This window comes from Rhizobium sp. Leaf306 (genome assembly GCF_001423425.1).
GTDB lineage: Bacteria > Pseudomonadota > Alphaproteobacteria > Rhizobiales > Rhizobiaceae > Neorhizobium > Neorhizobium soli.
The window spans coordinates 387350-413042 of sequence record NZ_LMNX01000002.1; the positions used below are offsets into that span (position 1 = coordinate 387350).

A 25693-nucleotide genomic window follows, 5' to 3' on the forward strand; every position below is an offset into this window, starting at 1 on the left:
GTCCCTATAGTCCATCAGGGCAGGAGACGCAAGGGATCTGCGGCGTGGTTGGCTCTGCAAACCGGTCGTCGTCGTTACCTACCGCCAGATACCCGCGTGCCCAATATGAAACTTCCGGTATGTGCCGTTTTGCCATCCATTAATGACGTTCATTCGAAATTAGCGAGATTCGATAAATGCGAGGTCCGGGCGACCGAATTTGTTAAATTGTGAGGGTCAAGACGGTGTTAACTCCGGAGACCAAGATCTAACATGTACGCCGTTCTGTCCTGTCTGGCCTATGAGCACAATCTCTTCCTCGTCGTCGTGGCGGGGGCGCTCTGCTTCATTGCGAATGCGGGAACCGTGGTTTTTGCCGCCCGGGCACGACAGGCAAACGACCGCAGCCGCTACGGCTGGGTGATCGTCTCCGGCGGAGCAGGGGGCTTCGGGATCTGGGCAACACATTTCGTGGCCATGCTCGCCTACGATCCGGGCCAGCTCTTCACATTCAATCTGTCGCTGACGCTGCTGTCGCTTGGTATTGCATTTCTCGCGACATTTGCGGCGGGACTGCTTGCCGTGCTGTTTACCGGCAAATCCGGCGCTGTGGCCGCCGGCCTGGTATTCGGTACCGGCGTTTCCTCTATGCATTTTACCGGCATGGCGGCGATCGAGTTCGGCGGCCTGATCGTCTGGTCGCAGCCGCTGGTCATCGCTGCCATCGTCACCGCGATCGTCATGTCGACGACAGCCTTCCTCATGATCCTGAAGGGAGGCCTTGCAAACAACATTCTTGCTGCAGGTCTCCTGTCGCTCGGTATCGTCTTTATGCATTTCATCGCGATGGCCGCGGCAACACTTGTCCCGGGTTTCGGGATCCTGCCTGAAGACGGGATGCTGTCGAAGCCGCTGATGCTGGCAACGATCATTGCCGTCTCGCTGTCGCTGATCGGGTCGGGCCTGGCCGTTGCCACAATCACCGGGCGTGCGGCGCGGTCCTCGAAGGCCAGCGAAGCCAATTTCCAGATGCTCGTGCGCGGGGTGACCGACTACGCGATCTACATGCTTTCACCCGAGGGCGCCGTCTCCAGCTGGAATGCAGGGGCAGAGCGTGCCAAGGGGTACAGGGCCGACGAGATCATTAGTCAGCATTTTGCACGTTTCTATTCGGATGAAGAACAAGCCCGGGGTCTGCCGGAACAGGCGCTCGCAACAGCGCGCACAACCGGTCTGTTCGAGGCGGAAGGCCGGCGCTACCGTAAGGATGGGAGCTGGTTCTGGGCGCATGTGGTGATCCAGCCCGTCCTCGACGACGATGGCGTGCTTGCCGGCTACGCCAAGATCACGCGCGACATCACCCGTCAGAGACAGGACACCGACCGGATCGCCTCCGTGACGCAGAACCTGGATCTGGCGCTTGAGAACATGGCGCAGGGGATCTGCCTGTTCGATCGCGAGCAGCGGTTGGTGCTGACGAACCGGCGCTACGGCCAGATTTTTCGGTTTGAGGAAGGCGCTCTGAAGCCGGGTATGACATACCGCGAGATCGTGGCTCTTGGCTACAGGACCTCGTTTGCCGACGCGGCGGAGGCGGAAGCACGGGCAGAACAGCATTACCAGCGCAACATCGCAGCCATCAATTCCAGGCAGGAAGCCCTTCTTCACCGACTGAGCGACGATCGGACGATCCGGATCGATTTCAGCTATCTCGATCAGGGCGGCTGGGTTTCGACATTCGAGGATATCAGCGAGCGGATACGGTCGGAGGAAAAGATCGCCTTCATGGCGAAGCATGACAGCCTGACGCAGCTTCCGAACCGTCCGGCCCTGATGGAATATCTCGAAGCCGAGGTGCGTAACGCCGAGAGCGAGGGCGGGCATGTTGCGGTCGTCGGCATCGATCTCAACAAGTTCAAACAGATCAACGATCAGTTCGGGCATGCGGCCGGCGATGCCGTGCTCAAGGAAATTGCCGAGCGGATGAATTCGATCGTGCGGCCGCACGAGATGTTTGCCCGGTTCGGCGGCGACGAATTCGTGGCCGTGAAGCGCTACGGGGATTTGGCCGAAGTGTCCGAGTTCCTCGACCGATTGTCGGATGCGTTCGGGCAGCCGATCCAGATCGAGGTGCATCGTCTCAGTCCCGGCGCAAGCATGGGTGTCGCGCTCTACCCGCATGACGGGGCATCCCCCGATGCGCTGATCGCGAACGCTGACCTGGCCATGTACCGCGCTAAGGGCTCGCTCTCGCGCGACATCTGCTTCTACGACATCGAGATGGACGAGGCCGCCCGCGACCGAACCAAGATGGCGGAGGATCTTTGGACGGCGATCGAGCAGGATCAGCTCAGGCTGCACTACCAGGTGCAGAAATCGGTCGCGACCGATGAGATCACCGGTTACGAGGTCCTGCTGCGCTGGAGCCATCCGGAGCGGGGCAATGTCTCGCCGGCAGATTTCATCGGGGTTGCCGAGGAATGCGGCGCCATCTTGCCGATTGGAGCGTGGGTTCTGCGCGAAGCATGCCGGGAGGCGGCGAACTGGCCGAATGACTACAAGGTTGCGGTCAATCTGTCGCCGGTGCAGATCGCCCATGCCGACATGCCGGCGCTGGTCCATACCGTGCTTCTGGAAACCGGTCTGAAACCAAGCCGTCTCGAGCTTGAAATCACCGAAAGCTCGATCATCAGCGACAAGCAGCGGGCGATGAATGCGCTTCGCTCCATCAAGGCGCTGGGCGTATCGATTGCGATCGACGATTTCGGGACCGGCTATTCGTCGCTGGAGACGCTGCGCTCCTTCCCGTTCGACAAGATCAAGCTCGACCGGAGCTTCCTGACCGAAGTGGACCGCAGCGAGCAGGCAACGGCCATGGTGCGAGCAATTCTGGCTTTGGGGCAGGGCCTGCAGATCCCGGTTCTCGCGGAGGGTGTCGAGACGGTGAACCAGCTCGACATTCTGCGGCGGGAAGGATGCCACGAAGTGCAGGGCTATCTTCTCGGTCGGCCGATGCCGATGGAAGATCAGCCGAACCCGCAGTCTGGGTCAGAAATGGGCTCGGCCAACCAGAACGCTGCCTGAAGATCGCGGAAACGTTTGACCTAGCGTCGGGGTTCGCCGCCGGGGGCGTAGGCCGTTTTCTGCTCGAACCGGAATTTGTGGCCGCAGTCGCTACAGCGCAGCATGTATTTGCGCGGATCTTTCGAGGCGAACTCGGTCTGAAAACCTTTCGGGAGTTCGTCGATGCGAAAATCGCGATTGCTGGCGCGCTTGTCGTCGGACTCGGAGACTTCGGCATAACCGGCATGTCCGCACTGCGAGCATTCGAGTTTTCGGGAATAGCGGTCGCGGGCGGCCATGCGGAACTCCTTGGGTACCGCGCCTACATAGTCAACAGACGCCGCGAATGCAAAACGCCGGGATGAAAATCCCGGCGTTTATATTCTTGGCGTTCAACTCACGTCGCGATCAGCGGCGGCATTCGCCCGGAGAGACCGCGCCGAAGCCGGCATTGCGGGCTTCGCAGGCATTCGGGAATGTCTGGAGCCGACCGCCACGCTGGCCGCAGACCGGGCGATATTCGCGGGTGCACATGCCGCCGCCATTTTCAGGACGGTCAGGTCTGCCGGGACGATCCGGCCTCGAGGGGCGATCCCAATCCGGGCGGTCAGGCCTTGATGGACGATCCGGGCGATCGGGTCTGGATGGGCGATCCCAATCTGGACGGGGATCGGGGCGATCGGGCCGGCTCCAGCCGGGGGCGGGACGTTCCGGCGGATAGCCTGGGCCCGGACCTGCGTCGACGCAGGCAGAAAGCATTGGAGCCAGGATGAAAAGTGCAAGCCATTTCGGCTTGTTTCGTAGGATCGACATCGCGATAGGTCCTCCCTCTGCAGATGGATGGCAGACCTCTATCAGACTTACATAGCCGTGGGACAGGGGGCGCAGCGTTTTTGCTGCCGAGCCCGTCCCACGGTCATGCGTCAATCCTAGTCGAACAGGCTCGAGACGGACTCTTCCATGGCGGTACGGTTGATCGCCTCGCCGAGAAGGTTTGCCGTGGTGATGACGCGGATATTGTGCGCCGACTGAACGGATGTCGTCGGCTGGATCGAATCCGTAATAACCAGTTCCTTGAGCTTGGACGCCGCGATGCGGGCAACGGCACCGCCCGACAGCACGCCGTGGGTGATGTAGGCGGTGACGCTTGTGGCGCCGTTCTTCAAAAGCGCTTCGGCCGCGTTGCAGAGCGTGCCGCCGGAATCGACGATATCGTCGATCAGGAGACAGTCCTTGCCGGTCACGTCACCGATGACGTTCATGACTTCCGACTCGCCTGCGCGTTCACGCCGCTTGTCGACGATGGCGAGCTGGCAGCCGAGGCGCTTGGCAAGCGCACGGGCGCGAACCACGCCGCCGACATCCGGCGAGACCACCATGACGTTGTTGAGGTCGTAGTGTTCCTTCACGTCGCGCGCAAGAATCGGCACGGCGTAGAGGTTGTCGGTCGGGATATCGAAGAAGCCCTGGATCTGGTCTGCGTGCAGATCGAGCGTCATGACACGGTTGGCGCCGGCCTCGGTGATGAGGTTGGCGACGAGCTTGGCCGAGATCGGCGTGCGCGGCCCGGCCTTACGGTCCTGGCGAGCATAGCCGAAATAGGGAAGCACAGCCGTGATGCGCTTGGCGGAAGACCGCCGGAACGCATCGATCATGATCAGCAGTTCCATCAGGTGATCGTTGGTCGGAAACGACGTGGACTGGATGACGAACACGTCTTCCCCACGGACATTCTCCTGTATTTCAACGAAGATTTCCTGGTCTGCAAATCGCCTTACCGAGGCTTTTCCGACTGGTACATTAAGATAGCTGCAGATCGCGTCGGCCAGATGCCGGTTCGAATTGCCTGCGAAAACCTTCATTGCGGTCCGCCTGTATTGAAGCTGGATGGCGGCCTTTTACCGGCGCCACCTTCGAATGCAATAGCGTTTTCCCTCAGGCCACCGTTTTTTGCGAAGAAACAGTGACCGTGTCACATCATGGTTACCTAACCGCCATGCGATTGCCGCCAGCTCATATAGTCCTGGATCGTCTTTGCGGCGATGAGTTCCATGGTTGAGGAGGGCACTGCGGCCCATGGATCCTGGCCGCTGCCGGGCACATTTTCCTGCCCCTGCATGCGGTGAAGCCTGGAGCCGGTATTGTCGAGAACATCCCAGACATAGACGATGGTGATCTTTTCGCCATCGCTGAAGGCCGAGAAATAGCCCTTGAGGATCTGCTCGGTACCCGTATCGCTGGAGGGACGGATCGTCAGCCCGGCGGCGCGCGCCTCGGCGCCAAGCCTTCGCGACAGCGGCGTCACGGCCTGTACGGGGGCACCGATGATCGGCAGGAAGCGGATGGTGTTGCCGGCGGCGGCGGGCAGGGAAGCCTCCTGCTGGGGCGCTGCAGCGGTAGACTGGGCTTCAGCCTGGCTTTGGCCCTGCCACTCGGGTGGCGGGCCTGAAGAGGCGGGCGAGGTCTGGTTGCCAGACTGCATCGCCTGGGCCTGCGCCTCGAGCGTATTTTGCGGGCGCGGCTGGTAGGTGTCGTTTCTGTAGGTCTGGTTCTGGTAGGTCTCGGGCCTTGGGGATCGTGCCATGCGTTCCGTATCGGCCTGGGTGACCGGTGTCGATGCGCGACTGCCGCCGCCGATCTCGGCGCGCGGCGTCAGGGCCTCGCTGGTGTTGCAGCCGGAGACGGTCAGCGCAACGATGCAGGCGGAAAGCAGTTTTCCGATAAGCCGCATGCGTTCGCCCCTTTGCCGGTTCCCATCCCGCGACAAGCTAAGGTCGGATTTTCCGGCCTGTCAATGATCGCGGGCTTCTCAGCCCTGGATAAGGTCGAGACCATGACGTGAAAGCGGCTGGGGAGCGCCTTCCGTCGTCAGATAGGTCTGGCCGAGCGTCATGGCCGCGCCGCTGTCGCTGTCCATGATGATCATGTGAACGAACAGTGTCATGCCGGGCAGGATCTCCTGCGGGTTGCCGAAGTGGAACATCTGGTGCTCCATCCAGGACGGCGAGAAGCGGGCGCCCAGCGAATAGCCGCAGGCATTCAGCCGGTGACGGGAGAGGCCGCGTTCGTCGAGGATCCTGGCATGGGTGTCGAATACGTCCCCGAATGTATGACCTGGAGACAGAACCTCCTCGATCGCCCGGATCGTCTCAAGGCAGGCCTTGTAGAGTTCCTTGTGGCGCGGCGATGGCTCGCCGACGAGCGCGGTGCGCATCATCGCGACGTGATAGTGGGCGGCGGTGCCGGCCCATTCGAGCGTCAGCTGGTCGGTGGCATCGAGCTTGCGGCGACCGGCCTTGTACCGGCACAAAAGTGCATCCTCGCCGGAACCGATGATGAATTCGTTGGCGGGATAATCGCCGCCGCCGGAAAACACCGCGCTCTGCATCGCCGCGAGGATAACGGCCTCGTCGCCGCCGGCCTTGATCAGCGGCAGAGCGGCGTCGAGCGCATCGTCCGCCAGTTCGGCGGCGCGTTGCACATGAGCGATCTCGGCCGCGCTTTTGACGAGGCGCAGGCGGCTGACCAGATAGGATGCGTCACTGAGCTGGCCGAAATTGGTGAGCTGGTTGTCGAGCAGGCGCGCGATGCGGCCGGTCATGCCATGCGTGTCGTATTCGACGCCGATCTTTGCGCCGAGCAGATCGAGTTCGCTCAAGAGGTTCTTGAGATCCAGCGTCGGATCGGCATTCACCCGGTCGACCCAGACGACGATGTTTTCGATAATCGAGGTCTGGCGGGCCTGGCGAAGGTCGGCAGAGCGCGTGAGCAGCGTCATCGAGCCATCGGCCTTCACGACCAGCGTCTGGAAGAAGCAGTAGCCGAACGTGTCGTAGCCGGTCAGCCAGTACATGCTTTCCTGCGCAAACAGCAGGATGGCATCGAGCTTTTCCTCGGCCATCTTCGTCGTCAGGCGGGCGAGGCGATCGGCATATTCCGATCTGTCGAAGTGCAGAGCCATGGTAGTCCTCCCGAACTTTTATTGCTGAAGCGCGATGGCTGAAATCTGGCGGCCGTAATCCGGCTCTTGGTCATGCGTCGTGCGGCGATAGGAAAAGAAGCGTTCCCGATCCGGGTAGGTGTCGAGGCCGAGGTTCTCAGCGGTGACGCCTGCCGCCTTCAGCCGCGACATGGTGAGTGCCGGCAGATCGAACATCGAATGCTGCGGCTTTGGAGACGGCGTGAAGAAGGCTGCGTATTCGGGGTTCACGCCGAGGAAGCGTTCCACGAATTCCGGGCCGACCTCGTAGCTGTCAGGCCCGATCGACGGGCCGAGAACGGCAACGATCTTTTCCCTGACGGCGCCGAGCGACACCATCGCGTCGATCGTGTTTTCGAGCACGCCTGTGAGCGCGCCCTTCCAGCCGGCGTGGGCCGCGCCGATCACGCCATTGTCGCCATCGGCAAACAGGATGGGGCCGCAATCGGCAGACAGGACACCGATCACGACGCCGGGCGTGGCCGCGACCATCGCATCGACCTGCGGGCGCTCGCCTGAATAGGCGGCATCGACCACGACCACATCAGGCGAATGGACCTGATGCACGGTTGCGAGCTTTTCGAGCGGCAGATCGAACCAGGCCGCAACCCGCCGGCGGTTTTCGAGAACGAGCGTCTGATCGTCGTTCGACCCGACACCGACATTGAGGCCGGCGTAGATTCCGTCCGAAACGCCGCCCTTTCGCGTGAAGAAGCCGTGGCGGATTTTGGCGCCGGCTGCTGCGTTCAAGACTGCGCTTTCGATCGGCGTCGGCGAGGCGTTCTCCGGCATCGGTTTATCCACCCTGCTGATTTTGTTGGTTTTGCGTGATGCACCGTTGGCGGCACTCGCTGCTTCGATTGGGCGCGAGATTGGCGCAAGCCGATAGCGTGTGTCAATCTGCCCGGACGTGCTCTTTCAGTCGACCGGACGGAAGGGCATCAGATTGACCGCGGAGCCCGAGACCGCGATGACCTTGAAGAGTTCGCCCATCTTGCCCGCACCTTCGCCGGCAAGACGATCGACGGCAGCTGCTATCAGCCGCTGTTCGGACGGTTCCTTGTCGCGCGCAAGGGCTGAAGCCCGTTCGGCAAGGCCGAGGCCATAGAGGAATTCGCCCTGATGGAGGCCGCCGTTCAGATGAATGCCGGACGCCAAGGCGACCTTGGCGAGATCTTCGAAATCGACATGGCTGGTCAGATCTGCCTCGCCGGGGCTGGCAAGCGGCGGGTCATAGTCGTGGTTCTTTACGGCCTGCAGCGTATCGCCGAAACTGGTGACCATATGGCCGTAGTCGATGACGAGCGCACTGCCGCCGAAATGCCTTAGCCTTTCGCAGAGCGTCTGCATGACGGCCTGGCGGGCAGGGGCAAATTCGAAGATCGTGCCTTCCGGGATGGAAGCGACCGGGGCGGGCAGGAGAACCGGATCGAGCGTGGCGATGCCGGCGACGAAAGACAGCTCGTCCTCCGGGCCAAGGCCTACGAGCCTTTCGCGAAAACCGGTCGGGGTCCGCACGAACTGGCGGATCGGGATTGCGTCGAACAGTTCGTTGGCGGCGATCAGGGTGAACCCTTCCGGCACGTCTTCGAAACTGTCGTGCCAGGAAATCTTGGTCGAATAGGCCTCGAGCGTCACGCGCTGAACGCCGCGAAGGCGTTCGCTGGTTTCCACCAGATGGACACGCAGGCCGTCCATCAGGGATGGTGCGATGCGCTGGATGACGCGCAGCATGTCGGACATCATCGTGCCGCGGCCGGGACCAATCTCGACCAGGCGCACATCGCCCGGGCTACCCTGGCGCTGCCAGGCATGGACCATGAAGATGCCGACCATTTCGCCGAACAGTTGGCTGATCTCCGGCGCGGTGACGAAATCACCATGCCGGCCGAAAGGTTCGCGGGTGCGGTAGTAGCCGAATTCCGGATCGGCGAGGCAGAGCGCGAAATAGTCGGTGACGCTGATCGGTCCGCTGGCGCGGATCAGCGTCTTGATCTTTTCGGCAAGGGGCGTGGTTACTTCTGGGCTGTTCACGGGTGCCTCACACTTTCGCCGCGGAGGCGACGCGAGCCCGCGTGATCGCCCAGATGCCAACAGCAACCATCGGTAGTGATAGCACCATGCCCATCGTTAGCCAATTGGTGCCGAGCAAATAGCCGAGCTGCACATCCGGTTCGCGGAAGAACTCGACAAAAATTCGGCAGAGCCCGTAGCCGAGGACGAACGCGCCGCAGATGGTGCCGGGTACACGAAGGGCCTTGAAACGATAGATCAGGAGTGCCAGCACCAGAAGCAGGATGATGCCTTCCAGGCCTGCTTCATAGAGTTGGCTCGGATGGCGGGCGAACGGGCCACCGGTCGGGAAGACGACAGCCCATGGTGCATCGCTCAACCGTCCCCAGAGTTCGCCGTTGACGAAGTTCGCAATGCGCCCGAACAGCAGGCCGAACGGCACGACGGCGGCGACGATGTCGAACATGCTCCAGACGGGAATGGCATGGCGGCGGGCAAACACGATCATCGCGATCGTCGCGCCGAGGAAACCGCCGTGGAAGGACATGCCGCCGTTCCAGATCTCGATCGCGCGGATCGGGTTTTCCAGGATCGGGCCTAGATCGTAAAACAGAATGTAGCCGATGCGGCCGCCGAGCACGACGCCTGCCGCGATCCAGACGAGGAAGTCGTCGAGATGGACCGCGGTCATCGGGGCCTGACCGTTGGGCCACAGTGACGCGTTTGCGGTCAGCTTGCGGGCGTAAAGCCAGCCCAGCATGATACCGGCAACATAGGCAAGGCCATACCAGTGTACCGCAAGCGGCCCCAAGGAGAACGCGACCGGATTTATCTCGGGAAATGGCATGAGAGCAAAAAAATGAAGCGCTTCGTACAAATTACAGGTGTCTCGCTTACTCACAGTCGTGTGAAAAGATGGACTTGGGGACATCGCCGGTCAAGATGAATCTCATTCTGAGACGCGCGCAACAGTGGATGACGCTTGCAACGCGGCGACCCAAGCCCTACTTCAGATCCCATAGGACAAACACAGGCCGATATCGGGCCGATATCGCTGCCGATGGCAAGGAGACGGAACCTTATGTCGACCGGAACGAACCGCATATTCGACGATTTCGCACGGCTGATGACGGACGCTGCCGGCGCTGCACAGGGTGTGCGCAAGGAAGTGGAGACGGCTTTCCATGCCCAGGCGGAACGGTTCCTTAACAACATGGATCTGGTCAAGCGGGAGGAATTCGAAGCCGTTCGCGAGATGGCTGCCCGCGCCCGCGACGAGAATGTTGCGCTAAAGGCCCGTCTCGATGCGCTGGAGGCAAAATTCGGCCAGAGCCAGAGCCACGACCAGGGCCAGTCAGGTCAGTAAGCCACTTCAGATCCGGCCATAAACTGTGGCCCCTCAGGGGATTCGCAATCCCCGTTTGAGATCGCCGTCAAAGTCCAGCGCCAAAAGCCTGCGCGGCGATCTTTCCCAGCCTATTCGCGACTGAGCGTCATCGCGTCTAATCGGCACAGTCAGGCGTCTGTTTCGCCTCGCCAAATCCCCATAAATTTACAAAAAATTAAGCCCTGTGGACACTCTTAAAAAAGCCAGCGTCCAGAGTCATTTAACCATCCGTTCTGATCTCATGCGCGAACCGGTTTCGGGGTTCAATCCACGGAAATCGGCATTCAGGGGATGGCAGCCGGACTCCGTCTAGCTACACTGATTTTACACGATGATTCGAAACGAGCCGGTGAGCTTCCGGTGGTGACCGATAGGTTACCGACGAGGCTGAAGGTAAGCTCCAGACAGGGTAACTCAGTTATTCTGGCGGCGACGAGCGATCATCGAAATGTAGTTCCGGTTAAGTGTTGGCGCGTTCCGCTCGAATTCGCAATCATTCCGGTCAAAAAGGTGCCGCATGAGCCTCATGGAATTAAACGTTGAGCGTCAGTCGAACCCGGTGGACATGATCGAGTTCGTCGCAGCTTCCAACGATTGGACATTCGAACGGTCAGGCGAAGACGAGATCGCCATGACCGTGGAGGGTCGGTGGACGGACTACCACGTATCCTTCTCCTGGATGGAGGAGTTCGAGGCGCTGCATCTCGCCTGCGCCTTCGATCTGAAGATCCCCGATATCCGCGTGAACGAGGTCATCCGGCTTCTGTCCTACGTGAATGGTCAGACGCTGATGGGGCATTTCGACCTGTGGCGTCAGGAGGACGTGGTGATCTTCCGCCAGTCGCTTCTGCTGGCCGGCGGTGCCGAGCCCACGAACCAGCAGGTCGAGGTTCTGTTTTCCAGCGCGCTTGATGCCTGCGAGGCCTATTATCAGGCGTTCCAGTTCGTCGTCTGGTCCGGCATGGAAGCCAAGGCTGCCATGGATTGCGTTCTGTTCGAGACGGTCGGCGAGGCTTGATGGCGTTGCAGCTGGGTTCGATCGTTCTCGTCGGTGCCGGCAATATGGGCGGCGCCATGCTTTCCGGCTGGTTGAAGAACGGCGTTCCCGGCGCATCCGTCACCGTCGTTGACCCATCGCCGTCCGAGGCGATGAGAGCGATGATGTCCGACGCCGGCGCAACGCATGTTACGGCACTTCCAAACGGTGCGTCGGCAGATATCCTGTTTCTCGCGGTCAAGCCGCAGCTGATGGATGCCGTTCTGCCGCCGCTGAAGCCTGTGGTCGGCGCTTCGACAGTCGTCGTCTCGGTCGCAGCCGGCAAGACGCTGTCCTCCATGCAGATCCATCTCGGGGACGGTGCAATGGTGCGCGCCATGCCGAACACGCCGGCCATGATCGGCCGTGGCGTGACCGGTGCCTATGCCAACGACAAGGTGTCGGCCGCCCAGCGCGATGCGGTGCATGCGCTCTTGAAGGTCAGCGGTCCGGTGGAATGGGTTTCGAGCGAGGCGGATATCGATGCCGTCACCGCCGTTTCCGGCAGTGGCCCGGCCTATGTCTTCTATCTGGTCGAATGCATGGCGGAGGCCGGGCGCAAAGCCGGTCTTCCTGCCGATCTTGCGATGCGGCTTGCGCGCGAAACCGTGTCGGGTGCGGGAGAACTTCTGCACCAGTCGACCGAGGATGCCTCAAGGCTTCGCCAGAACGTGACGTCTCCGGGCGGCACCACGGCTGCTGCCCTCTCCGTGCTAATGGCAGACGATGGGATGCAGCCGCTGTTCGACAAGGCAATCGAGGCAGCGCGGAGCCGCGCGGAAGAACTGGGACGCTGAGCAGCCATGTCTGACGAGATAAGCTTTGCCGACTTCGAGAAGGTCGATATCCGGGTTGGCACGATCGTCGAGGTCGAGCCGTTTCCGGAAGCCCGCAAGCCGGCCTTCAAGCTGAAGATCGATTTCGGGCCTGAGATCGGCGTCAAGAAATCGTCGGCGCAGATTACCGTCCACTATACGCCTGAAACGCTGCTCGGACGCCAGGTGCTGGGCGTCGTCAATTTTCCGCCGCGCCAGATCGGGCCGGTCCGTTCCGAAGTGCTGACGCTTGGCTTTGAAGACGAGAACGGCGCGATCGTTCTGGCTGCCGTCGAGCAGGGCGTTCCAAACGGCAAGAAGATGATGTGATCAGGCAACGCCGTCTTCAATAAACGTCTTAGTTTTCTCCCCAGTCCAGCATGTTGCCGATAGCGGTCCGCTCAGGCCGGAACGCGAACGATTGCCCTCAAGCCACCGCTCGGACTGTCGTCCAGCGTGACATTGCCGCCATGCGAGCGGGCGATGTCGCGGGCGATCGCGAGGCCGAGGCCGGTTCCGGATGCATCGAGATTGCGGGCCTCGTCGAGCCTGTGGAATGGCTTGAACACGTCCTCGCGGGATTGCGCAGGAACGCCCGGGCCGTCGTCATCGAGGGTCAATGTCAGCCATTTGGCGCTGTGGCGCGCATCGATATGCAGGTTGTCGGCATAGCGCTGGCTGTTTGAGACGAGGTTTCCAAGCAGGCGGTTGAAGGCGTTCGGCCTGACGGCGATCTCGTCGTCGCCCTCGATGTGGTAGGTGAGGATCTGCCCGTGCAGGCTGAAACTTACGCGGAATTTCTCTAGAAGCTCGCTCAGATACAGCGTACCGAAGTCCTCCTCGGCCTCGCCCTTGGCAAATGCCAGATAGCCCTCCAGCATAGACTGCATGTCTTCGACATCCTGTTCCATGCCGGCGAGCTCAGGCTTGTTGCCGGCAAGTGCCAGCTGCAGCTTGAATCGGGTGAGGATGGTGCGCAGGTCGTGGCTGATGCCGGCCAGCATCGCGGTGCGCTGCTCCATCTGCCGTTCGAGCCGTTCGCGCATCTGGATGAAGGCAAGGCCCGCGCGCCTTACCTCGTCTGCGCCGCGCGGCGAAAAGCCTTCGGTCTTTTGTCCCTTGCCGAAACTTTCTGCCGCCTGGGCAAGTCTCAGGATCGGGCGGATCTGGCCGCGCAGGAACAGGATCGAAATCACCACCAGCACGAAGGCGGTGCCGATCATCCAGATCAGGAAGATGTGGGTGTTGGACGCGTAGGTAGAGCCGCGTCTGGCAAACACCCGCAGCACCCGTTCGTCCATTTTTACGCGGATCTCGACGAGCCGACTGTCGCCTACCGTATCGATCCAGAACGGCATGCGGATCTGACTGCTCAACTGTTCGGCAAGGATGTTGTCGAGGATCGCGAAGAAGGGGCGCTGGCGGGGCGGCGGGAGCTGGCCGTTCTCCTCGATTGCAATCGTCAGGCCGAGAGAGCTGTCGGCGATACGGCTGACTTCGTTGTAGTTGCTGTCCTGCGGATAACTGCGGATGATTTCGATAATGGCGGCGATGTCGCGAACGGTGCCTTCAGACAGGCGCTCCGTCACCATTCGCCAGTGGCGTTCCATGAACACCGCGGCGACGACCGTCTGCAGCAGAAGCATGGGGAGAATGACGATCAGCAACGAACGGGTGTAGAGGCCCGTCGGCAGCCAGCGACGCAGCCAGCGCGTGAACGGACGCCAACCGGGGAGGGTAAACCGGCTGGTCTCTCGCTTCAGCGTGTTGAAAATTGCCATTCGCCGCCCGTTATCGTCCTGTCGTCGGTCTCTTGTGCATCAGTCGATACTCAGCCTGTACCCGATGCCACGCACGGTCTGGAGATAGACCGGGTTGGCGGGGTCTTCTTCGATCTTACGACGCAGCCGGTTGATCTGCACGTCGATTGTGCGCTCGCCGACATCCGTATCGTCCCCGATCAGTTCGTGGCGGGGGATCGTTTCGCCGGCGCGCAAGGCAAACAGCATCATGATTTCCTGTTCGCGGTCGGTCAGGCGGATCGTCTCGGCCGCCTTGCGCAGTTCCTTGCGCGGGATCGAGAAGGTGAACGGACCAAACATGATCTGCTCGATCTTCGGTGCATCGGCCGAGCTGCTGCGGCGCAGGATGTTGTTGATGCGCAGGACCAGTTCGCGCGGATCGAAGGGTTTTGACAGGTAATCGTCGGCACCTGCCTCGAGACCGGCGATGCGCGATTCTGCCTCGACCCGTGCCGTCAGGAGGATGACCGGGGTGGTCTTCTTTTCATAAAGCGACTGGGTGAGCGACAGGCCTGTTTCGCCCGGCATCATCACGTCGAGAATGATGAGGTCGAAATGCAGTCCTTCCAACTTGCGCCGCGCTTCGGCGGCATCTCCCGCGACCGTGATGCGGAAACCCTGCTCCACCAGATAGCGGTTGAGGAGATCGCGGATGCGGGTGTCGTCGTCGACAACGAGAAGGTGAGGGGCGTCGTCCAAAAGCGGTGTATTGGTCATCTGTCTGTCCCGGTCAGATATCCTGACTGATGTCGATATCAGAAATCACGAGGTTCGGGTCACGTCCACGCATCCGTTGAAGGAAAAGGGTTACGCTTCCCCGCATCCCGGGGGTGAAGTCTTCCATGGCGCGTGCGATACGCTTGGATTGCGGCTCGCACAGGGCCAGCGCCAGTTCGCGGCCGGCAAGGGTCGGATAGAGGCGGCGCTGTCTGCGATCCTTGGCCCCGGCCATCTGCCGGATATAGCCAGTCTCGATCAACTGCTTCAGGACGCGGGCGAGGCTCTGCTTGGTGATCTGCAGCAGGTCAAGAAGATCCGTCACCATCATCCCCGGCTGGCGGCAGACGAAATAGACAACCCGATGGTGGGCGCGCCCCATGCCGATCTTCGCCAGGATAGCGTCTGGATCGGACACGAAGTCGCGATAGGCAAAGAAGAACAGCTCGATCGCTTCGAAATCGATCTGGCCCTCGTCGACCACGGGCATCTGTGGCGGGACTTTCTTGACGGCTTTTCCCGTCGCTGCAGGCGGCACGCCGTTTCCTTTCGCTCGCTACGTCTTCATCGTGAGAAGCTGTTTAACGTAATCCTTTTGCGCTGTCGCCCGTGATAAATCGCTCTGGCGGTCAAAATTCGACCGGTTGTGTTGCTTTCAGGGAGAACACGCACTTTCTTTTGCGCGCACGACTTGTCCGGCGGAACCTTTATCCCCAAGCGCCATTATTCCCAGCGAACGACTGGAGATTATTCAATGAACGCGCACACTTATTCCGCAATGCCGCCGATCGAGCTGAACCAGACCAAGGCCGAAGCTCATCCGCTGCGCCCGGTCTTCATCACGGTGATTGCGCTGAAAGTCGTCGTCTCGGCATTTCTGCTGGCGACTGTTTCGCTGGCCCCGCCGGTTGCTGCTGAAGGCACGTATCTGGCCGCCGCTATCAACTGATTTTGAGGCTGTCATCGGCAAGCCTTCCGGCTATGAAGAACGACAACGTTCAGGGCAGGACAGGCATTATGGGTCGATTGCAGGCAAGCGTCATTCCGGTGACGCCATTTCAACAAAACTGTACCGTCTTCTTTGACGACGATACAAAGACAGGCGTCATTGTCGACCCAGGCGGTGACATCGGGGTTATTCTGGACCTCGTGCGCAAAAGTGGCATTACCCTTTCCGAGATCTGGCTGACCCACGGGCATATCGATCATGCCGGAGGTGCCGATGAACTTCGCGAGGTGCTCGGCATTCCGGTCGTCGGACCCCACCGCGACGATCTTCCCCTTCTTGAAAACCTTGAAAAGCAGGCTCAGATGTTCGGTGTCGACGGCGACGTCCGCAACGTCGTGCCTGATCGGTTTCTTGACGAAGGCGAAACAATCTCGTTCGGCGAGCATGTGTTCGAGGTTTTTCATTGTCCGGGACATTCGCCCGGTCACATCATATTCTACAACAGAGATAACGCCTTCGCACATCTTGGCGACGTGCTGTTTGCCGGGTCGGTCGGACGGACCGACCTACCCGGAGGCGATCACGCGACCCTGATGGACTCGATCCGCACCAAGGTTCTGCCACTGGGAGACGAGGTAGGTTTTCTCTGCGGTCACGGACCGGGAAGCCGGATCGGCGACGAGCGCCGCAGCAATCCATTCCTGAAGGGCCTGTAGCCGGCAACCGGTATCACGGGCATAAAAAAACCCGGCATCACTGCCGGGCTCCAACTGGAATGAGCGAGCTTTTGAAGCTCAACCGGAGATCTGCAGATTGACGGCCTTGGGGCCTTTTCCGCGACGATCCGGTTCCGTGTCGAAGCTTACTTTCTGGTTTTCAGTCAGCCCGGACAGGCCGGAAGCCTGTACGGCGGAGATATGAACGAAGATATCGGCGCCACCGTTGTCTGGTTTGATAAAGCCGAATCCCTTGTCCGTATTGAAGAATTTCACAGTGCCAGTCTCGGCCATGCAGCAGGTCCTTTTCCTTCTGTCCGTGTTCAGCGGCGGACAGCATCAGAGTGTGCCCTCACGGGCGGCGGCAGGCAGCTTTAAGAAAGGGTCCCTGTGTTTACCGCGGCGACTGGCAGATAAGGTATAAAACCAAGCCCCAGTTCCCGCCCGAAGTCTTGGCGCCTTCGGAGCGCGTCATTATAGGTCTTCCCATGCTCGTAAATTGCCCGAACATGGACAGAGTGCTGTGTTTATCAAAAATTGGCAAGAAAAAGTTTTTTGAAAGGCAGGCCCGTTCCAGCCTGCCTCATTTGGCCAAAAGCGCTGGAAATGCGGGCTTTGCGCATGGTCCGAAGTAAGTTGGATGGGCAACGGATCGCTGGCGATGCTTCGCCCGATCGGCTCTATGCCTGTTCGCGTCATGTTTGTAGCCGTTTCCCAACGTCTACACTCTCTGCGGGAAGTCCACTGCGAACCGGTGAAAGTACGGACGGCTAGCTGCCCTGATGTCTGCGGCCGAAGGTTTTCATCCGCTTGAGAGGGGTGGCCGACGGAAACGGGGCGGCGGCAGAGACGCGAATGGCGGATGCAGGCGAGGGGCTCATGTCGAGGTCGCCGCCGATGCGCGGCAGGCCGTGTTCCGGGAATGTCCTGTCGAACGTGGTCGGGGCGAGTTCAGGCCGTGCGAGTGCATATCCCTGCACGAGAGACGCGCCGAATTCCTCGCACACCTCCACCTGCCACATTTCCTCCAGTCCTTCGATGATCGGTTCGATCCCGTCATCCAGCATCTGCTGCAGGACGACACGCAGGAGTGCTGCTCCTGCCGGATTGTCGAGAAAGTCGCGGACCCAGCCGGGTTCGAATTTGACGTAGTCAGGCTTCACCCGCTTGAGAAGCGCCAGATCGGACTCGCCCGCACCGTAATCATCGATCGCCACCTGGAAGCCGATGGCGCGCATGTGGCTGGTGAAGTCGGCGATGACGGCGGCGTTGGTCTCGGCGGTCTGGCGGATTTCGCAGACGATCCGGTTGACGGCAAGTCCGGCTTCGTGGCTCGCAAGTTTGATGCGTTCGACTTCGTGGCGCATGTCTTCGGGCGTGCGCACCAGACCCGGCTGGAACTTGACGAAGATCTTCGCCTGGCGTCTGTCGAGCCGGCCGGTGTTGAGAATATGGATCGTCCGGACCATGCTGTCGATATCGGCAACTTCGGCGGGATCAACGAGGCTGAAGAATTCGTGCGGGGGAACGGGCTCTTCGCCACGATAGGCGCGCACGAGCCCGACAAAGGCTTCGATGGCCAGCCGATTGCCGGGTTTCGACGTTCTGAAAATGGGCTGAAGCGCGGATCTGAGAATGAAAGGCCCGTACGCGGTCGACCATGCCCCGTCGTCGCCGCGAACCAGGTTGGCGAAAATGCTTCTCGATGCCATACCCGTACCGTCTCCTGCGCAATTTTGCAGATTGTAGGCGAGACGGGTTACGCGGTCGTAAATACGCGCCCGAAGGTTTTAATCAGCGACATTGATCGCATTCATTCATGCTTTTTTCTTGAAAGGCGCCGGTTCATTCTCCATACAGCTTGAGGCGGCCGCTCGGCGGCGAATGAGCGCACCCCGCCGTAGTGTTCAATCAGCCCAGGACCGAAACGACATGGCCTTTCTTGCCGACGCCCTTTCCCGTGTAAAGCCTTCAGCGACAATCGCTGTTTCCCAGAAAGCTCGCGAACTGAAGGCGAAAGGTCGTGATATTATCGGTCTCGGTGCCGGTGAGCCTGACTTCGACACGCCTGACAATGTCAAGCAGGCGGCGATCGACGCGATCAACCGCGGTGAAACCAAGTACACGCCGGTTTCGGGTATTCCAGAGCTGCGCAAGGCGATCGTCGACAAGTTCAAGCGCGAAAACAACCTCGACTACAAGGTCGAGCAGACCATCGTCGGAACCGGCGGAAAGCAGATTCTGTTCAATGCCTTCATGGCGACGATGAATGCAGGGGATGAAGTGATCATCCCGGCGCCCTACTGGGTTTCCTACCCGGAAATGGTCTCGATCTGCGGCGGCACCCCCGTCACGATTTCGACCAAGCAGGAAAACAACTTCAAGCTGACAGCCGAAGAGCTGGAAAGTGTGATCACGCCGAAGACCAAGTGGTTCATCTTCAATTCGCCGTCGAACCCGACGGGCGCTGCCTACAGCGCGGATGAACTTAAGTCGCTGACCGACGTGCTGCTGAAGCATCCGCATGTGTGGATCCTGACCGACGACATGTACGAGCACCTGACCTTCGGCGACTTCAAGTTCGCGACGCCGGTCGAAGTGGAGCCGAAGCTCTACGACCGGACGCTGACGATGAACGGCGTTTCCAAAGCCTATGCGATGACCGGCTGGCGCATCGGCTATGCGGCCGGTCCGATCGAACTGATCAAGGCGATGGACATGATCCAGGGCCAGCAGACCTCGGGCGCATCGTCGATCGCGCAGTGGGCGGCTGTCGAGGCACTCAACGGTCCGCAGGATTTCGTGACCAAGAACAAGGCGATCTTCGAAGGCCGCCGCGATCTCGTCGTGTCGATGCTCAACCAGGCGTCCGGCATTGTTTGCCCGAAGCCTGAAGGCGCATTCTACGTCTATCCGTCCTGCGCCGGCCTGATCGGCAAGACGGCTCCGACCGGCAAAGTGATCGAAACGGACGAGGATTTCGTGTCCGAGCTCCTGGAATCGGAAGGTGTCGCCGTGGTTCACGGATCGGCCTTCGGTCTTGGCCCGAACTTCCGCATTTCCTACGCGACGTCGGAAGACATTCTCGAAGAAGCCTGCAAGCGCATCCAGCGCTTCTGCGCAGCCTGCAAGTAAGTTTCGAGACACGAGTTTGATGGGAGAGCCCGGCCAAGCGCCGGGCTTTTTCGTGAGTGGTGGTCCAGTGGAGGGAAGGTCGGAGCGGGCCACGGCTATAGCCCCGGCCGAGCCCCTTTTCGAGGATCCTGCGTTTAAGCCTTGGTTAGCTTGACGATCGTCGAGGAGCCGGAGCGGGTTTCGGTGACGGCGTAGACGGCGCCATCGGGGCCGACCTTGACGTCGCGGATGCGGGCCTTGAGCGGAACGTGTTCTTCGTGACTCACCTTGTCGCCATCCATATGCAGGACCACCACGCCCTGGGTTACCAGACCGCCGACCAGGAATGCGCCCTTCCATTCGGGGATCGCATCGCCATCGTAGAAGGCCATGCCGGAGGGGCCAATGACCGGATCCCAGTAATAGACGGGCTGTTCGGTCTGAGCCTTCTCGGTGATGCCGTCGCCTACCTTGCCGCCGCTATATTCGACGCCGTAGGTGACCTCCGGCCAGCCGTAGTTCTTGCCGGCTTCCGGTCGGTTCAACTCGTCGCCGCCCTTGGGGCCATGTTCGACCGTCCAGAGGCGGCCGTTGCCATCGAGTGCTGCTGACTGGAGATTGCGGTGGCCGTAGGACCAGATTTCCGGCCGCGCTTCGGCCTGATCAACGAATGGATTGTCGGGGAGGGCCTTGCCGTCCATGTCGATGCGGAAGACTTTTCCAAGACCGCTTTTGAGATCCTGTGCCTGGACACGCGGCTCCGGATCGGACCGCTCGCCGACCGTGACATAGAGCTCGTTGTTGGGGCCAAAGGTGAGGCGCGAGCCGAAATGCTTGTTGCCGTCATAGCTTGGCATCTGCTGGAAGATCACCTTGACGTTTTCCAGCTTGCCGCCGCCATCGTCGTTGGCGACGAGCTTGGCGGAGGCGACGGATGTGCCGTTGCCGTCTTCACGCTCTTCTGAGAAGGAGAAGAAGATCATTCCGGATGTTTCGTAGTCCGGTGCGAGCGCCACATCGAGAAGACCGCCCTGGCCAGCGGACAGGACTTTCGGAACGCCTTCGATCGCAGGGCCGGGCTTGCCGTCCTTGATGATATGCATCGCGCCTTCCTTTGCGGTCACGAGCATGCGGCCATCGGGGAGAAATTCCATAGACCAGATGTGCGGAAGCCCTTCGGCAACGACTTCGGTGGCGATCTGAGGCATTTCCGCCGGCTGCGCTGCGCGGGTCTGACCGGTGAAGGCAGGCTTTTGATCCTTCGCATTTGGAGCGCTTGTTTCAACCGGTTTGCCACCGGTTTGCGCCATTGCGGGAGCGCCGACCAGTGCGAGAGCCAGGGCCGTGCCTGCAAGGAAGATGTTCGTGCGTTTCATGGGTCACCTCCGGACTTTGTCTTGATGCCTTTCAGTGGCGATCGCTCGCCAGCCATTGTCCCATCTAGGGCGGCCAGTCCCGAAGACCGAACACAGGGTGTTCAACTCTTCTTTATTGCAGATGTCACAATCCGATCATCGTCAGCATGATGAAGGTCGCAAACAGCACAAAATGGGTCATGCCCTCGATCGCATTGGTCTGGCCGTCGTTGAGGTTGATCGCCGCAACCACGAGCGTGATCGCCACCATCACCGTCTGGACCGGCGTCATCGCCATGATGAAGGGCTGGCCGGTATAGAGCGCGATGCCTTCCATGACCGGGACGGTGAGAATGACCGTCGAGAGCGACGCGCCCATGGCGATGTTGACGACCGACTGCATCCTGTTCTTGAGCGCCGCCCGCATGGCGGTCAGGATTTCCGGCGCGGCGGAGATGGCGGCGACAACCACGGCGGTCAGTGCGATCGGGGCGCCGGAGCCTTCCAGGCCTTCGCCCATGAAGACCGACATGAATTCCGCCAGGAAGCCGATGATCAGAACGCCCAGAAGAATGATGCCGATCGATACGGCCGCGGAATCCTCGGCGGCCTCCTCCTGAGGCGCGGACGCTGTCCCGGCGGCTGCCGCCTTCTGGGTCCGCGGATAGGTGTAGCTGAAGAAGTAGCTGTGCGGCCCGACCTGCATCTTGAGAAAGACGCCGTAGAGCGCGATCATCGCGCAGATGGTAAAGGCGGAATAGTAGTGCCAGCTTTCACGCGGTACGAATTCCGGCACGATCATCGAAATGCCTACCGCCGTCATGATCATGACAGTGTAGGTGCGGCTTGAATCGTCGTTATAGGGTTGCTCGCCATGGCGTAGGCCACCGAGCAGGGCCGCGAGGCCCAGAATGCCGTTGATATCCAGCATCACGGCCGAATAGATCGTGTCGCGCACCAGCGTCGGTGAGGAATTCGAACCCATCATGATGGCGAGGATCAGGACCTCGACCGCCACCGCGGACAGGGTGAGGATCATCGTGCCATAGGGGTCGCCAACCTTGTGCGCCAAAACCTCCGCATGATGGGCGACGCGTGTGGATGCAAGCACGATCACGCCGACGAAGAGCGCTGCTGCGATCAGCGACACCGTCTTTCCGGCCTCCAGAATTGAGTGTTCGATGAAGAAGCCGAGAATGGCGACAACGAGGGCGATCAGCAGGAATTTCTCCTGCCGGAGGTGGGTCGCGATTTGCACTGGAAGCTCCTGGAAACGATCTCGGAGAAACTAGGGTTGTCGGTCGACCTGCACAGAGGACGGTTTGCGATAATCGGTCTTTGGTGCCATTATCCTCGCCAGTGGAAGGAACTTCGCGGCGTATTCCGGCTTTTTTGCTCTACGCGGCCTTCTGGACCGAGACCGGTCGGGGCAGCCACGAAAAAACATACAGGAGGATCTATGACCAAGGTCGTTTACACAATCGTGCCACATGATGGCGGCTGGGCCTATCGACTGGGCGACGTTTATTCCGAAACATTCCCGAACCACAACGACGCGCTGCAGGCGGCCCGGATTGTGGCTGCGGAACAGCAGGTGGGTGGTGAGCCCGAAGAGATCAGCTGGCAGGACGCAAAGGGCGTCTGGCACACGGAGCACAGCGACGGCGGTGACCGTCCCGAAGCCGAAGTTGTGGATGGCGATCAGGCGGACGCGCGCTAAGCATTCGCTGCGACCAAAAAGAAGGCCATGCCCGGGGTTTGTGCCAGGCATGGCCGATTTCAGGAAGTAGAGCCTAAAGCTTAGGCTTCTGCTGATTCAAGCGACGGGTAGTCGGTATAACCCTTTGCGCCGCCGCCGTAGAATGTGTTCTTGTCCGGCTCGTTGAGCGGCGCGTTTGTCTTGAAACGCTCGACCAGATCCGGGTTGGCAATGAACAGCTTGCCGAAGGCGACGCCATCCGCATAGCCGCTGGCCACAGCCTTTTCAGCCGTATCCTTTTCGTAGCCATTGTTGACCACCCAGGCGCCAGTGCCGCCAGCGTTGCGGTAGGTATCCTTCAGCTCCTGGTAATCGAACGGCTTGCCGCCCTGGACATAGTCGCGGTCACCACCGGTCGCACCCTCGATGACGTGGATGAAGGACAGGTTGCGGGTCGCCAGTTCCTTGACGAGATAATCGAAGACCGTCTGCGGCGCATCTTCGGTGATGTTGTTGGCAGGCGTAACTGGCGACAGGCGAATGCCGACGCGGCCGCTGCCGATGGCTGCAGCAACGGCGTCAACGACTTCGAGCGCGAACCGGGCGCGGTTCTCGACGGAGCCACCGTATTCGTCTTCGCGGAGGTTGGCGCCAGTCTTCAGGAACTGGTCGATGAGGTAGCCGTTGGCGCCGTGGATTTCGACGCCGTCAAAGCCGGCCTCGATCGCAGCCTTTGCACCGGCAGCAAAATCGGCAACGACGCCCGGGATTTCGGAAAGTTCGAGAGCGCGCGGCTCCGATGTATCGGCAAACGCGCCGCTGCCATCCGGGTTGATGATGTAGGTCTTGCCCTTGGCGCCCAGTGCGGACGGCGCGACGGGTGCGCCTTCATTCGGCTGCAGCGAGGTATGCGACACGCGACCGACGTGCCAGATCTGGGTAACGATCTTGCCGCCCTTCTTGTGAACGGCTTCCGTCACCTTCTTCCAGCCGTCGATGGCCGGAGCGAGGTAAAGGCCCGGAACGTCGGCATAGCCCTGTCCCTGCTGGCTGACCGGGGTGCCCTCGGTGATGATGAGGCCCGCGGAGGCGCGCTGTTCGTAATAGGCGATGTTGAGATCGTTGGGGATCGCCTTCGGCGAACGGTTGCGGGTGAGCGGCGCCATGACGACGCGGTTCTTCAGTTCGATGTCGCCGAACTTTACCGGTTCAAAGAGTGAGGTCACAGGAATATCCTTCCATGCTGCTTTGGGAGTGATTGAGTTAAGGGGTGGCATTCAGAGGGCGGAGCGAAGATTGGTCACGAAGTCTGCGATCTTCTCCTCGTCGCGGCTGTAGAACGCCCATTGACCAACCCGGCTCGTCTTCACGAGGCCGGCTTTTTCGAGGGTCGAAAGGTGCGCAGAGACGGTCGATTGCGACAGACCACATCGTCTTTCGAACTGCTTGGCACAGATGCCCATTTCGAGCGGATGATCCTGATCGGAAAAATGCTGCTCGGGCTGCTTCATCCATTCGAGGAACTCAATCCGCGTCGGATGGGACAGTGCTTTCAGTATCTCGGTGCGATCCATCGTCTTTCCATATCGTCTCTAACCGATATATAGATCGTCTGAAGGCGATTTAAAGGAATGACGTTCCCATTTTTTTGGAGGAAGGCAAAAAAAAGGGCCTCCAGATTGCTCCGAGGCCCGTCAGGTGTGAAGGTCTAAAACCTCCAGAGGGGAACAGCCGGCGCTGATGACGGGGACGTCATCAATTGCTCCGGCTGACCCCTATATGGGCGCAGCGATTTGTGAGAGCAAGGGGGGTGGCCGAAATATTGACCGTTTCGGTCCAATTACTCTGGCAGGCAGCCGAGAACTGCGGCGGGGCGGCCAACAGCAGGGCAAAAAAAGAGGGCCACCGGATCACTCCAGGGCCCTTATAATTATGAAGGTTAAAAACAACCTCCAGAGGGGAACAGCTGCTGCGGTGGAACTGGGAGGAAAGCCACCATATGCATCAGCTGAGTGCGATATGATGGTTTTTTGGGCAAGCGGCAACGCTTTTTTGCGCAGGACTGCCATGCACGTTCTGCACAGCTTACTCTAGTCACTGAGTCGTGTATGAAATCGCTGCGAGAATCCCGGTGCCCATTCTGAGCGAAACGTCTTCGACAGCGATCAGAAATTCCAGTTACGCGCCTTGGCGACGATAAAATCGCGGAAGACCTTCAGCTTGGCAGCGTTCTTCATTTCATCCGGGTAGCAGAAGTAAGTGTCGAATGAAGGGATGTCGGCGCTCAGCGTCAGCTGGATCAACCCAGGGTCGCGGCCGACGATATAGTCGGGCAGGCAAGCGATGCCGATGCCAAGCAGGCAGGCTCGTTTGATGGAGGTCTGGCTGTTGATCTGCAGATGCGGCGTGCGGGTGTTGTCCGAAGAACGGCCGGCGGATTCGAGCCAGTTGACGTCGAGAAGGTAATTCGGGGCAGGCTCGCCGAAGGAGATGATGCGGTGGGTGTCGAGATCCTCGACCGACTGCGGTTCGCCATAGCGGTTGATATAGGACGGGGCTGCATAGACGTGCATGTGGACGGTGAACAGCTTGCGCTGGATCAGGTCCGACTGCTGCGGCTGGCGAAGGCGGATGGCGCAGTCCGCATGGCGCATGTTGACGTCGACTTCCTCGTTATCGAGGATGAGCTGGATCGACATTTCCGGATAAAGCTGCAGGAACTCCTGCACCTTGTCGGTGAGCCAGCCCTGGCCAAGGCCGACCGTCGTCGTGACGCGCAGCTTGCCCGACGGCTTTTCCGTCGTCTCGGTCAGCTGCATCTTCACGGTTTCGAGCTTTAAGAGCACGTCATGGGCGGTACGATAAAGAAGCTCGCCCTGTTCGGTGAGGATGAGGCCGCGGGCGTGGCGGTGGAACAGTTTGACGCCGACGTCCTGTTCCAGCGCGCTGACCTGCCGGCTGATTGCCGACTGGGACAGATGCAGCTTGTCTGCTGCATGGGTGAAGGATCCCGCCTCCGCCGCAGCGTGGAAGATGCGCAGCTTGTCCCAGTCGAGAGGTACGCCCATG

At 60.3% G+C, this 25693-nt stretch carries 27 protein-coding genes; 9 read left to right on the forward strand and 18 right to left on the reverse strand.

Going from position 1 to position 25693, the window contains the following annotated elements; translation table 11 throughout:
• Positions 1-252: 252 nt before the first annotated feature.
• Entirely contained in the window at positions 253-3063 is a 2811-nt protein-coding gene (locus tag ASG19_RS09720) for an EAL domain-containing protein (protein ID WP_062455792.1), read from the forward strand.
• A gap of 20 nt (positions 3064-3083) precedes the next feature.
• On the opposite strand, the gene ASG19_RS09725 is transcribed toward ASG19_RS09720, so the two are convergent.
• The 8 genes from ASG19_RS09725 to lgt form a co-directional block, all read right to left on the reverse strand.
• Positions 3084-3341: a hypothetical protein gene (locus tag ASG19_RS09725; protein WP_062455795.1), complete on the reverse strand. Its 258-nt coding sequence runs from the start codon at positions 3339-3341 to the stop codon at positions 3084-3086.
• Positions 3342-3450: 109 nt separating this feature from the next.
• A complete protein-coding gene (locus tag ASG19_RS23515; protein WP_082472021.1) occupies positions 3451-3855 on the reverse strand; it encodes a Kazal-type serine protease inhibitor in 405 nt (134 codons plus the stop codon).
• 116 nt (positions 3856-3971) lie between these two features.
• Positions 3972-4904, reverse strand: a complete 933-nt coding sequence (locus ASG19_RS09730; protein WP_062455798.1) for a ribose-phosphate pyrophosphokinase — start codon at positions 4902-4904, stop codon at positions 3972-3974.
• A 125-nt stretch (positions 4905-5029) separates the two neighbouring features.
• Positions 5030-5773, reverse strand: a complete 744-nt coding sequence (locus tag ASG19_RS09735) for a hypothetical protein (RefSeq protein WP_062455801.1) — start codon at positions 5771-5773, stop codon at positions 5030-5032.
• Positions 5774-5851: 78 nt separating this feature from the next.
• Positions 5852-7003 carry a Xaa-Pro peptidase family protein gene (locus tag ASG19_RS09740; protein WP_062455804.1) on the reverse strand — a complete coding sequence of 384 codons (1152 nt, stop codon included), beginning with the start codon at positions 7001-7003 and terminating at the stop codon, positions 5852-5854.
• Between the two features lie 18 nt (positions 7004-7021).
• Complete coding sequence (gene pgeF, locus ASG19_RS09745) at positions 7022-7813, reverse strand: peptidoglycan editing factor PgeF (RefSeq protein WP_062455807.1); 792 nt, start codon at positions 7811-7813, stop codon at positions 7022-7024.
• 126 nt (positions 7814-7939) lie between these two features.
• Positions 7940-9055 (reverse strand): class I SAM-dependent methyltransferase, encoded by a 1116-nt coding sequence (locus tag ASG19_RS09750; RefSeq protein WP_062455810.1) that lies wholly within the window; start codon positions 9053-9055, stop codon positions 7940-7942.
• Between the two features lie 7 nt (positions 9056-9062).
• Complete coding sequence (gene lgt / locus ASG19_RS09755; RefSeq protein ID WP_062457920.1) at positions 9063-9881, reverse strand: prolipoprotein diacylglyceryl transferase; 819 nt, start codon at positions 9879-9881, stop codon at positions 9063-9065.
• A gap of 234 nt (positions 9882-10115) precedes the next feature.
• On the opposite strand from lgt, the gene ASG19_RS09760 reads away from it, so the two are divergent.
• The 4 genes from ASG19_RS09760 (at position 10116) to ASG19_RS09775 (ending at position 12602) form a co-directional block, all read left to right on the forward strand.
• Positions 10116-10400 carry an accessory factor UbiK family protein gene (locus tag ASG19_RS09760; RefSeq protein WP_062455813.1) on the forward strand — a complete coding sequence of 95 codons (285 nt, stop codon included), beginning with the start codon at positions 10116-10118 and terminating at the stop codon, positions 10398-10400.
• 538 nt (positions 10401-10938) lie between these two features.
• Positions 10939-11439 (forward strand): YbjN domain-containing protein, encoded by a 501-nt coding sequence (locus ASG19_RS09765; RefSeq protein ID WP_062455815.1) that lies wholly within the window; start codon positions 10939-10941, stop codon positions 11437-11439.
• Positions 11439-12254, forward strand: coding sequence for a pyrroline-5-carboxylate reductase (gene proC / locus ASG19_RS09770; RefSeq protein WP_062455818.1), 816 nt, complete (start codon positions 11439-11441; stop codon positions 12252-12254). Before ASG19_RS09765 ends, proC begins: the two co-directional genes overlap by 1 nt.
• 6 nt (positions 12255-12260) lie before the next feature.
• Entirely contained in the window at positions 12261-12602 is a 342-nt protein-coding gene (locus ASG19_RS09775; RefSeq protein ID WP_062455821.1) for a tRNA-binding protein, read from the forward strand.
• A gap of 71 nt (positions 12603-12673) precedes the next feature.
• Here the strand turns inward: ASG19_RS09775 and ASG19_RS09780 are convergent, their stop codons facing one another.
• The 3 genes from ASG19_RS09780 to ASG19_RS09790 are packed head-to-tail and all read right to left on the reverse strand — an operon-like array spanning position 12674 to position 15281.
• Positions 12674-14053 carry an ATP-binding protein gene (locus ASG19_RS09780; protein WP_062455824.1) on the reverse strand — a complete coding sequence of 460 codons (1380 nt, stop codon included), beginning with the start codon at positions 14051-14053 and terminating at the stop codon, positions 12674-12676.
• A gap of 39 nt (positions 14054-14092) precedes the next feature.
• A complete protein-coding gene (locus ASG19_RS09785) occupies positions 14093-14791 on the reverse strand; it encodes a response regulator (RefSeq protein ID WP_062455827.1) in 699 nt (232 codons plus the stop codon).
• Between the two features lie 13 nt (positions 14792-14804).
• Positions 14805-15281 carry a MarR family transcriptional regulator gene (locus ASG19_RS09790; protein WP_156466496.1) on the reverse strand — a complete coding sequence of 159 codons (477 nt, stop codon included), beginning with the start codon at positions 15279-15281 and terminating at the stop codon, positions 14805-14807.
• A 264-nt stretch (positions 15282-15545) separates the two neighbouring features.
• Between ASG19_RS09790 and ASG19_RS09795 the strand changes: the two genes are divergently transcribed.
• Positions 15546-15740 (forward strand): hypothetical protein, encoded by a 195-nt coding sequence (locus ASG19_RS09795; protein ID WP_062455833.1) that lies wholly within the window; start codon positions 15546-15548, stop codon positions 15738-15740.
• A gap of 68 nt (positions 15741-15808) precedes the next feature.
• Entirely contained in the window at positions 15809-16456 is a 648-nt protein-coding gene (locus tag ASG19_RS09800; protein ID WP_062457923.1) for an MBL fold metallo-hydrolase, read from the forward strand.
• A gap of 78 nt (positions 16457-16534) precedes the next feature.
• Here the strand turns inward: ASG19_RS09800 and ASG19_RS09805 are convergent, their stop codons facing one another.
• Complete coding sequence (locus ASG19_RS09805) at positions 16535-16750, reverse strand: cold-shock protein (RefSeq protein ID WP_006725577.1); 216 nt, start codon at positions 16748-16750, stop codon at positions 16535-16537.
• Between the two features lie 476 nt (positions 16751-17226).
• Positions 17227-18168, reverse strand: coding sequence for an EAL domain-containing protein (locus tag ASG19_RS09810; RefSeq protein WP_062455836.1), 942 nt, complete (start codon positions 18166-18168; stop codon positions 17227-17229).
• Positions 18169-18388: 220 nt separating this feature from the next.
• On the opposite strand from ASG19_RS09810, the gene ASG19_RS09815 reads away from it, so the two are divergent.
• Positions 18389-19591, forward strand: a complete 1203-nt coding sequence (locus ASG19_RS09815; protein WP_062455840.1) for a pyridoxal phosphate-dependent aminotransferase — start codon at positions 18389-18391, stop codon at positions 19589-19591.
• A 134-nt stretch (positions 19592-19725) separates the two neighbouring features.
• Here ASG19_RS09815 and ASG19_RS09820 read toward each other — a convergent pair whose 3' ends face one another.
• Positions 19726-20946 (reverse strand): PQQ-dependent sugar dehydrogenase, encoded by a 1221-nt coding sequence (locus ASG19_RS09820; protein ID WP_062455843.1) that lies wholly within the window; start codon positions 20944-20946, stop codon positions 19726-19728.
• Positions 20947-21070: 124 nt separating this feature from the next.
• On the reverse strand, positions 21071-22183 hold the full coding sequence (locus tag ASG19_RS09825) for a calcium:proton antiporter (protein ID WP_062455845.1): 1113 nt from the start codon (positions 22181-22183) through the stop codon (positions 21071-21073).
• Between the two features lie 201 nt (positions 22184-22384).
• Between ASG19_RS09825 and ASG19_RS09830 the strand changes: the two genes are divergently transcribed.
• Complete coding sequence (locus tag ASG19_RS09830) at positions 22385-22645, forward strand: DUF2188 domain-containing protein (protein WP_062455848.1); 261 nt, start codon at positions 22385-22387, stop codon at positions 22643-22645.
• A gap of 80 nt (positions 22646-22725) precedes the next feature.
• On the opposite strand, the gene ASG19_RS09835 is transcribed toward ASG19_RS09830, so the two are convergent.
• The 3 genes from ASG19_RS09835 to ASG19_RS09845 all read right to left on the reverse strand — a co-directional run bounded on the left by ASG19_RS09835 (position 22726) and on the right by ASG19_RS09845 (position 25692).
• Positions 22726-23850: an alkene reductase gene (locus ASG19_RS09835; protein ID WP_062455851.1), complete on the reverse strand. Its 1125-nt coding sequence runs from the start codon at positions 23848-23850 to the stop codon at positions 22726-22728.
• A 51-nt stretch (positions 23851-23901) separates the two neighbouring features.
• Positions 23902-24198: a metalloregulator ArsR/SmtB family transcription factor gene (locus tag ASG19_RS09840; RefSeq protein WP_062455854.1), complete on the reverse strand. Its 297-nt coding sequence runs from the start codon at positions 24196-24198 to the stop codon at positions 23902-23904.
• 591 nt (positions 24199-24789) lie between these two features.
• On the reverse strand, positions 24790-25692 hold the full coding sequence (locus ASG19_RS09845; protein WP_062455858.1) for a LysR family transcriptional regulator VtlR: 903 nt from the start codon (positions 25690-25692) through the stop codon (positions 24790-24792).
• Position 25693 lies beyond the last annotated feature (1 nt).

Coding starts and splice junctions, on each gene's coding strand:
- ASG19_RS09720 (WP_062455792.1), top strand. CDS start 253: ATGTACGCCGTTCTGTCCTGTCTGGCCTATGAGCACAATCTCTTCCTC.
- ASG19_RS09725 (WP_062455795.1), bottom strand. CDS start 3,341: ATGGCCGCCCGCGACCGCTATTCCCGAAAACTCGAATGCTCGCAGTGC.
- ASG19_RS23515 (WP_082472021.1), bottom strand. CDS start 3,855: ATGTCGATCCTACGAAACAAGCCGAAATGGCTTGCACTTTTCATCCTG.
- ASG19_RS09730 (WP_062455798.1), bottom strand. CDS start 4,904: ATGAAGGTTTTCGCAGGCAATTCGAACCGGCATCTGGCCGACGCGATC.
- ASG19_RS09735 (WP_062455801.1), bottom strand. CDS start 5,773: ATGCGGCTTATCGGAAAACTGCTTTCCGCCTGCATCGTTGCGCTGACC.
- ASG19_RS09740 (WP_062455804.1), bottom strand. CDS start 7,003: ATGGCTCTGCACTTCGACAGATCGGAATATGCCGATCGCCTCGCCCGC.
- pgeF (WP_062455807.1), bottom strand. CDS start 7,813: ATGCCGGAGAACGCCTCGCCGACGCCGATCGAAAGCGCAGTCTTGAAC.
- lgt (WP_062457920.1), bottom strand. CDS start 9,881: ATGCCATTTCCCGAGATAAATCCGGTCGCGTTCTCCTTGGGGCCGCTT.
- ASG19_RS09760 (WP_062455813.1), top strand. CDS start 10,116: ATGTCGACCGGAACGAACCGCATATTCGACGATTTCGCACGGCTGATG.
- ASG19_RS09765 (WP_062455815.1), top strand. CDS start 10,939: ATGAGCCTCATGGAATTAAACGTTGAGCGTCAGTCGAACCCGGTGGAC.
- proC (WP_062455818.1), top strand. CDS start 11,439: ATGGCGTTGCAGCTGGGTTCGATCGTTCTCGTCGGTGCCGGCAATATG.
- ASG19_RS09775 (WP_062455821.1), top strand. CDS start 12,261: ATGTCTGACGAGATAAGCTTTGCCGACTTCGAGAAGGTCGATATCCGG.
- ASG19_RS09780 (WP_062455824.1), bottom strand. CDS start 14,053: ATGGCAATTTTCAACACGCTGAAGCGAGAGACCAGCCGGTTTACCCTC.
- ASG19_RS09785 (WP_062455827.1), bottom strand. CDS start 14,791: ATGACCAATACACCGCTTTTGGACGACGCCCCTCACCTTCTCGTTGTC.
- ASG19_RS09790 (WP_156466496.1), bottom strand. CDS start 15,281: ATGCCCGTGGTCGACGAGGGCCAGATCGATTTCGAAGCGATCGAGCTG.
- ASG19_RS09795 (WP_062455833.1), top strand. CDS start 15,546: ATGAACGCGCACACTTATTCCGCAATGCCGCCGATCGAGCTGAACCAG.
- ASG19_RS09800 (WP_062457923.1), top strand. CDS start 15,809: ATGGGTCGATTGCAGGCAAGCGTCATTCCGGTGACGCCATTTCAACAA.
- ASG19_RS09805 (WP_006725577.1), bottom strand. CDS start 16,750: ATGGCCGAGACTGGCACTGTGAAATTCTTCAATACGGACAAGGGATTC.
- ASG19_RS09810 (WP_062455836.1), bottom strand. CDS start 18,168: ATGGCATCGAGAAGCATTTTCGCCAACCTGGTTCGCGGCGACGACGGG.
- ASG19_RS09815 (WP_062455840.1), top strand. CDS start 18,389: ATGGCCTTTCTTGCCGACGCCCTTTCCCGTGTAAAGCCTTCAGCGACA.
- ASG19_RS09820 (WP_062455843.1), bottom strand. CDS start 20,946: ATGAAACGCACGAACATCTTCCTTGCAGGCACGGCCCTGGCTCTCGCA.
- ASG19_RS09830 (WP_062455848.1), top strand. CDS start 22,385: ATGACCAAGGTCGTTTACACAATCGTGCCACATGATGGCGGCTGGGCC.
- ASG19_RS09840 (WP_062455854.1), bottom strand. CDS start 24,198: ATGGATCGCACCGAGATACTGAAAGCACTGTCCCATCCGACGCGGATT.
- ASG19_RS09845 (WP_062455858.1), bottom strand. CDS start 25,692: ATGGGCGTACCTCTCGACTGGGACAAGCTGCGCATCTTCCACGCTGCG.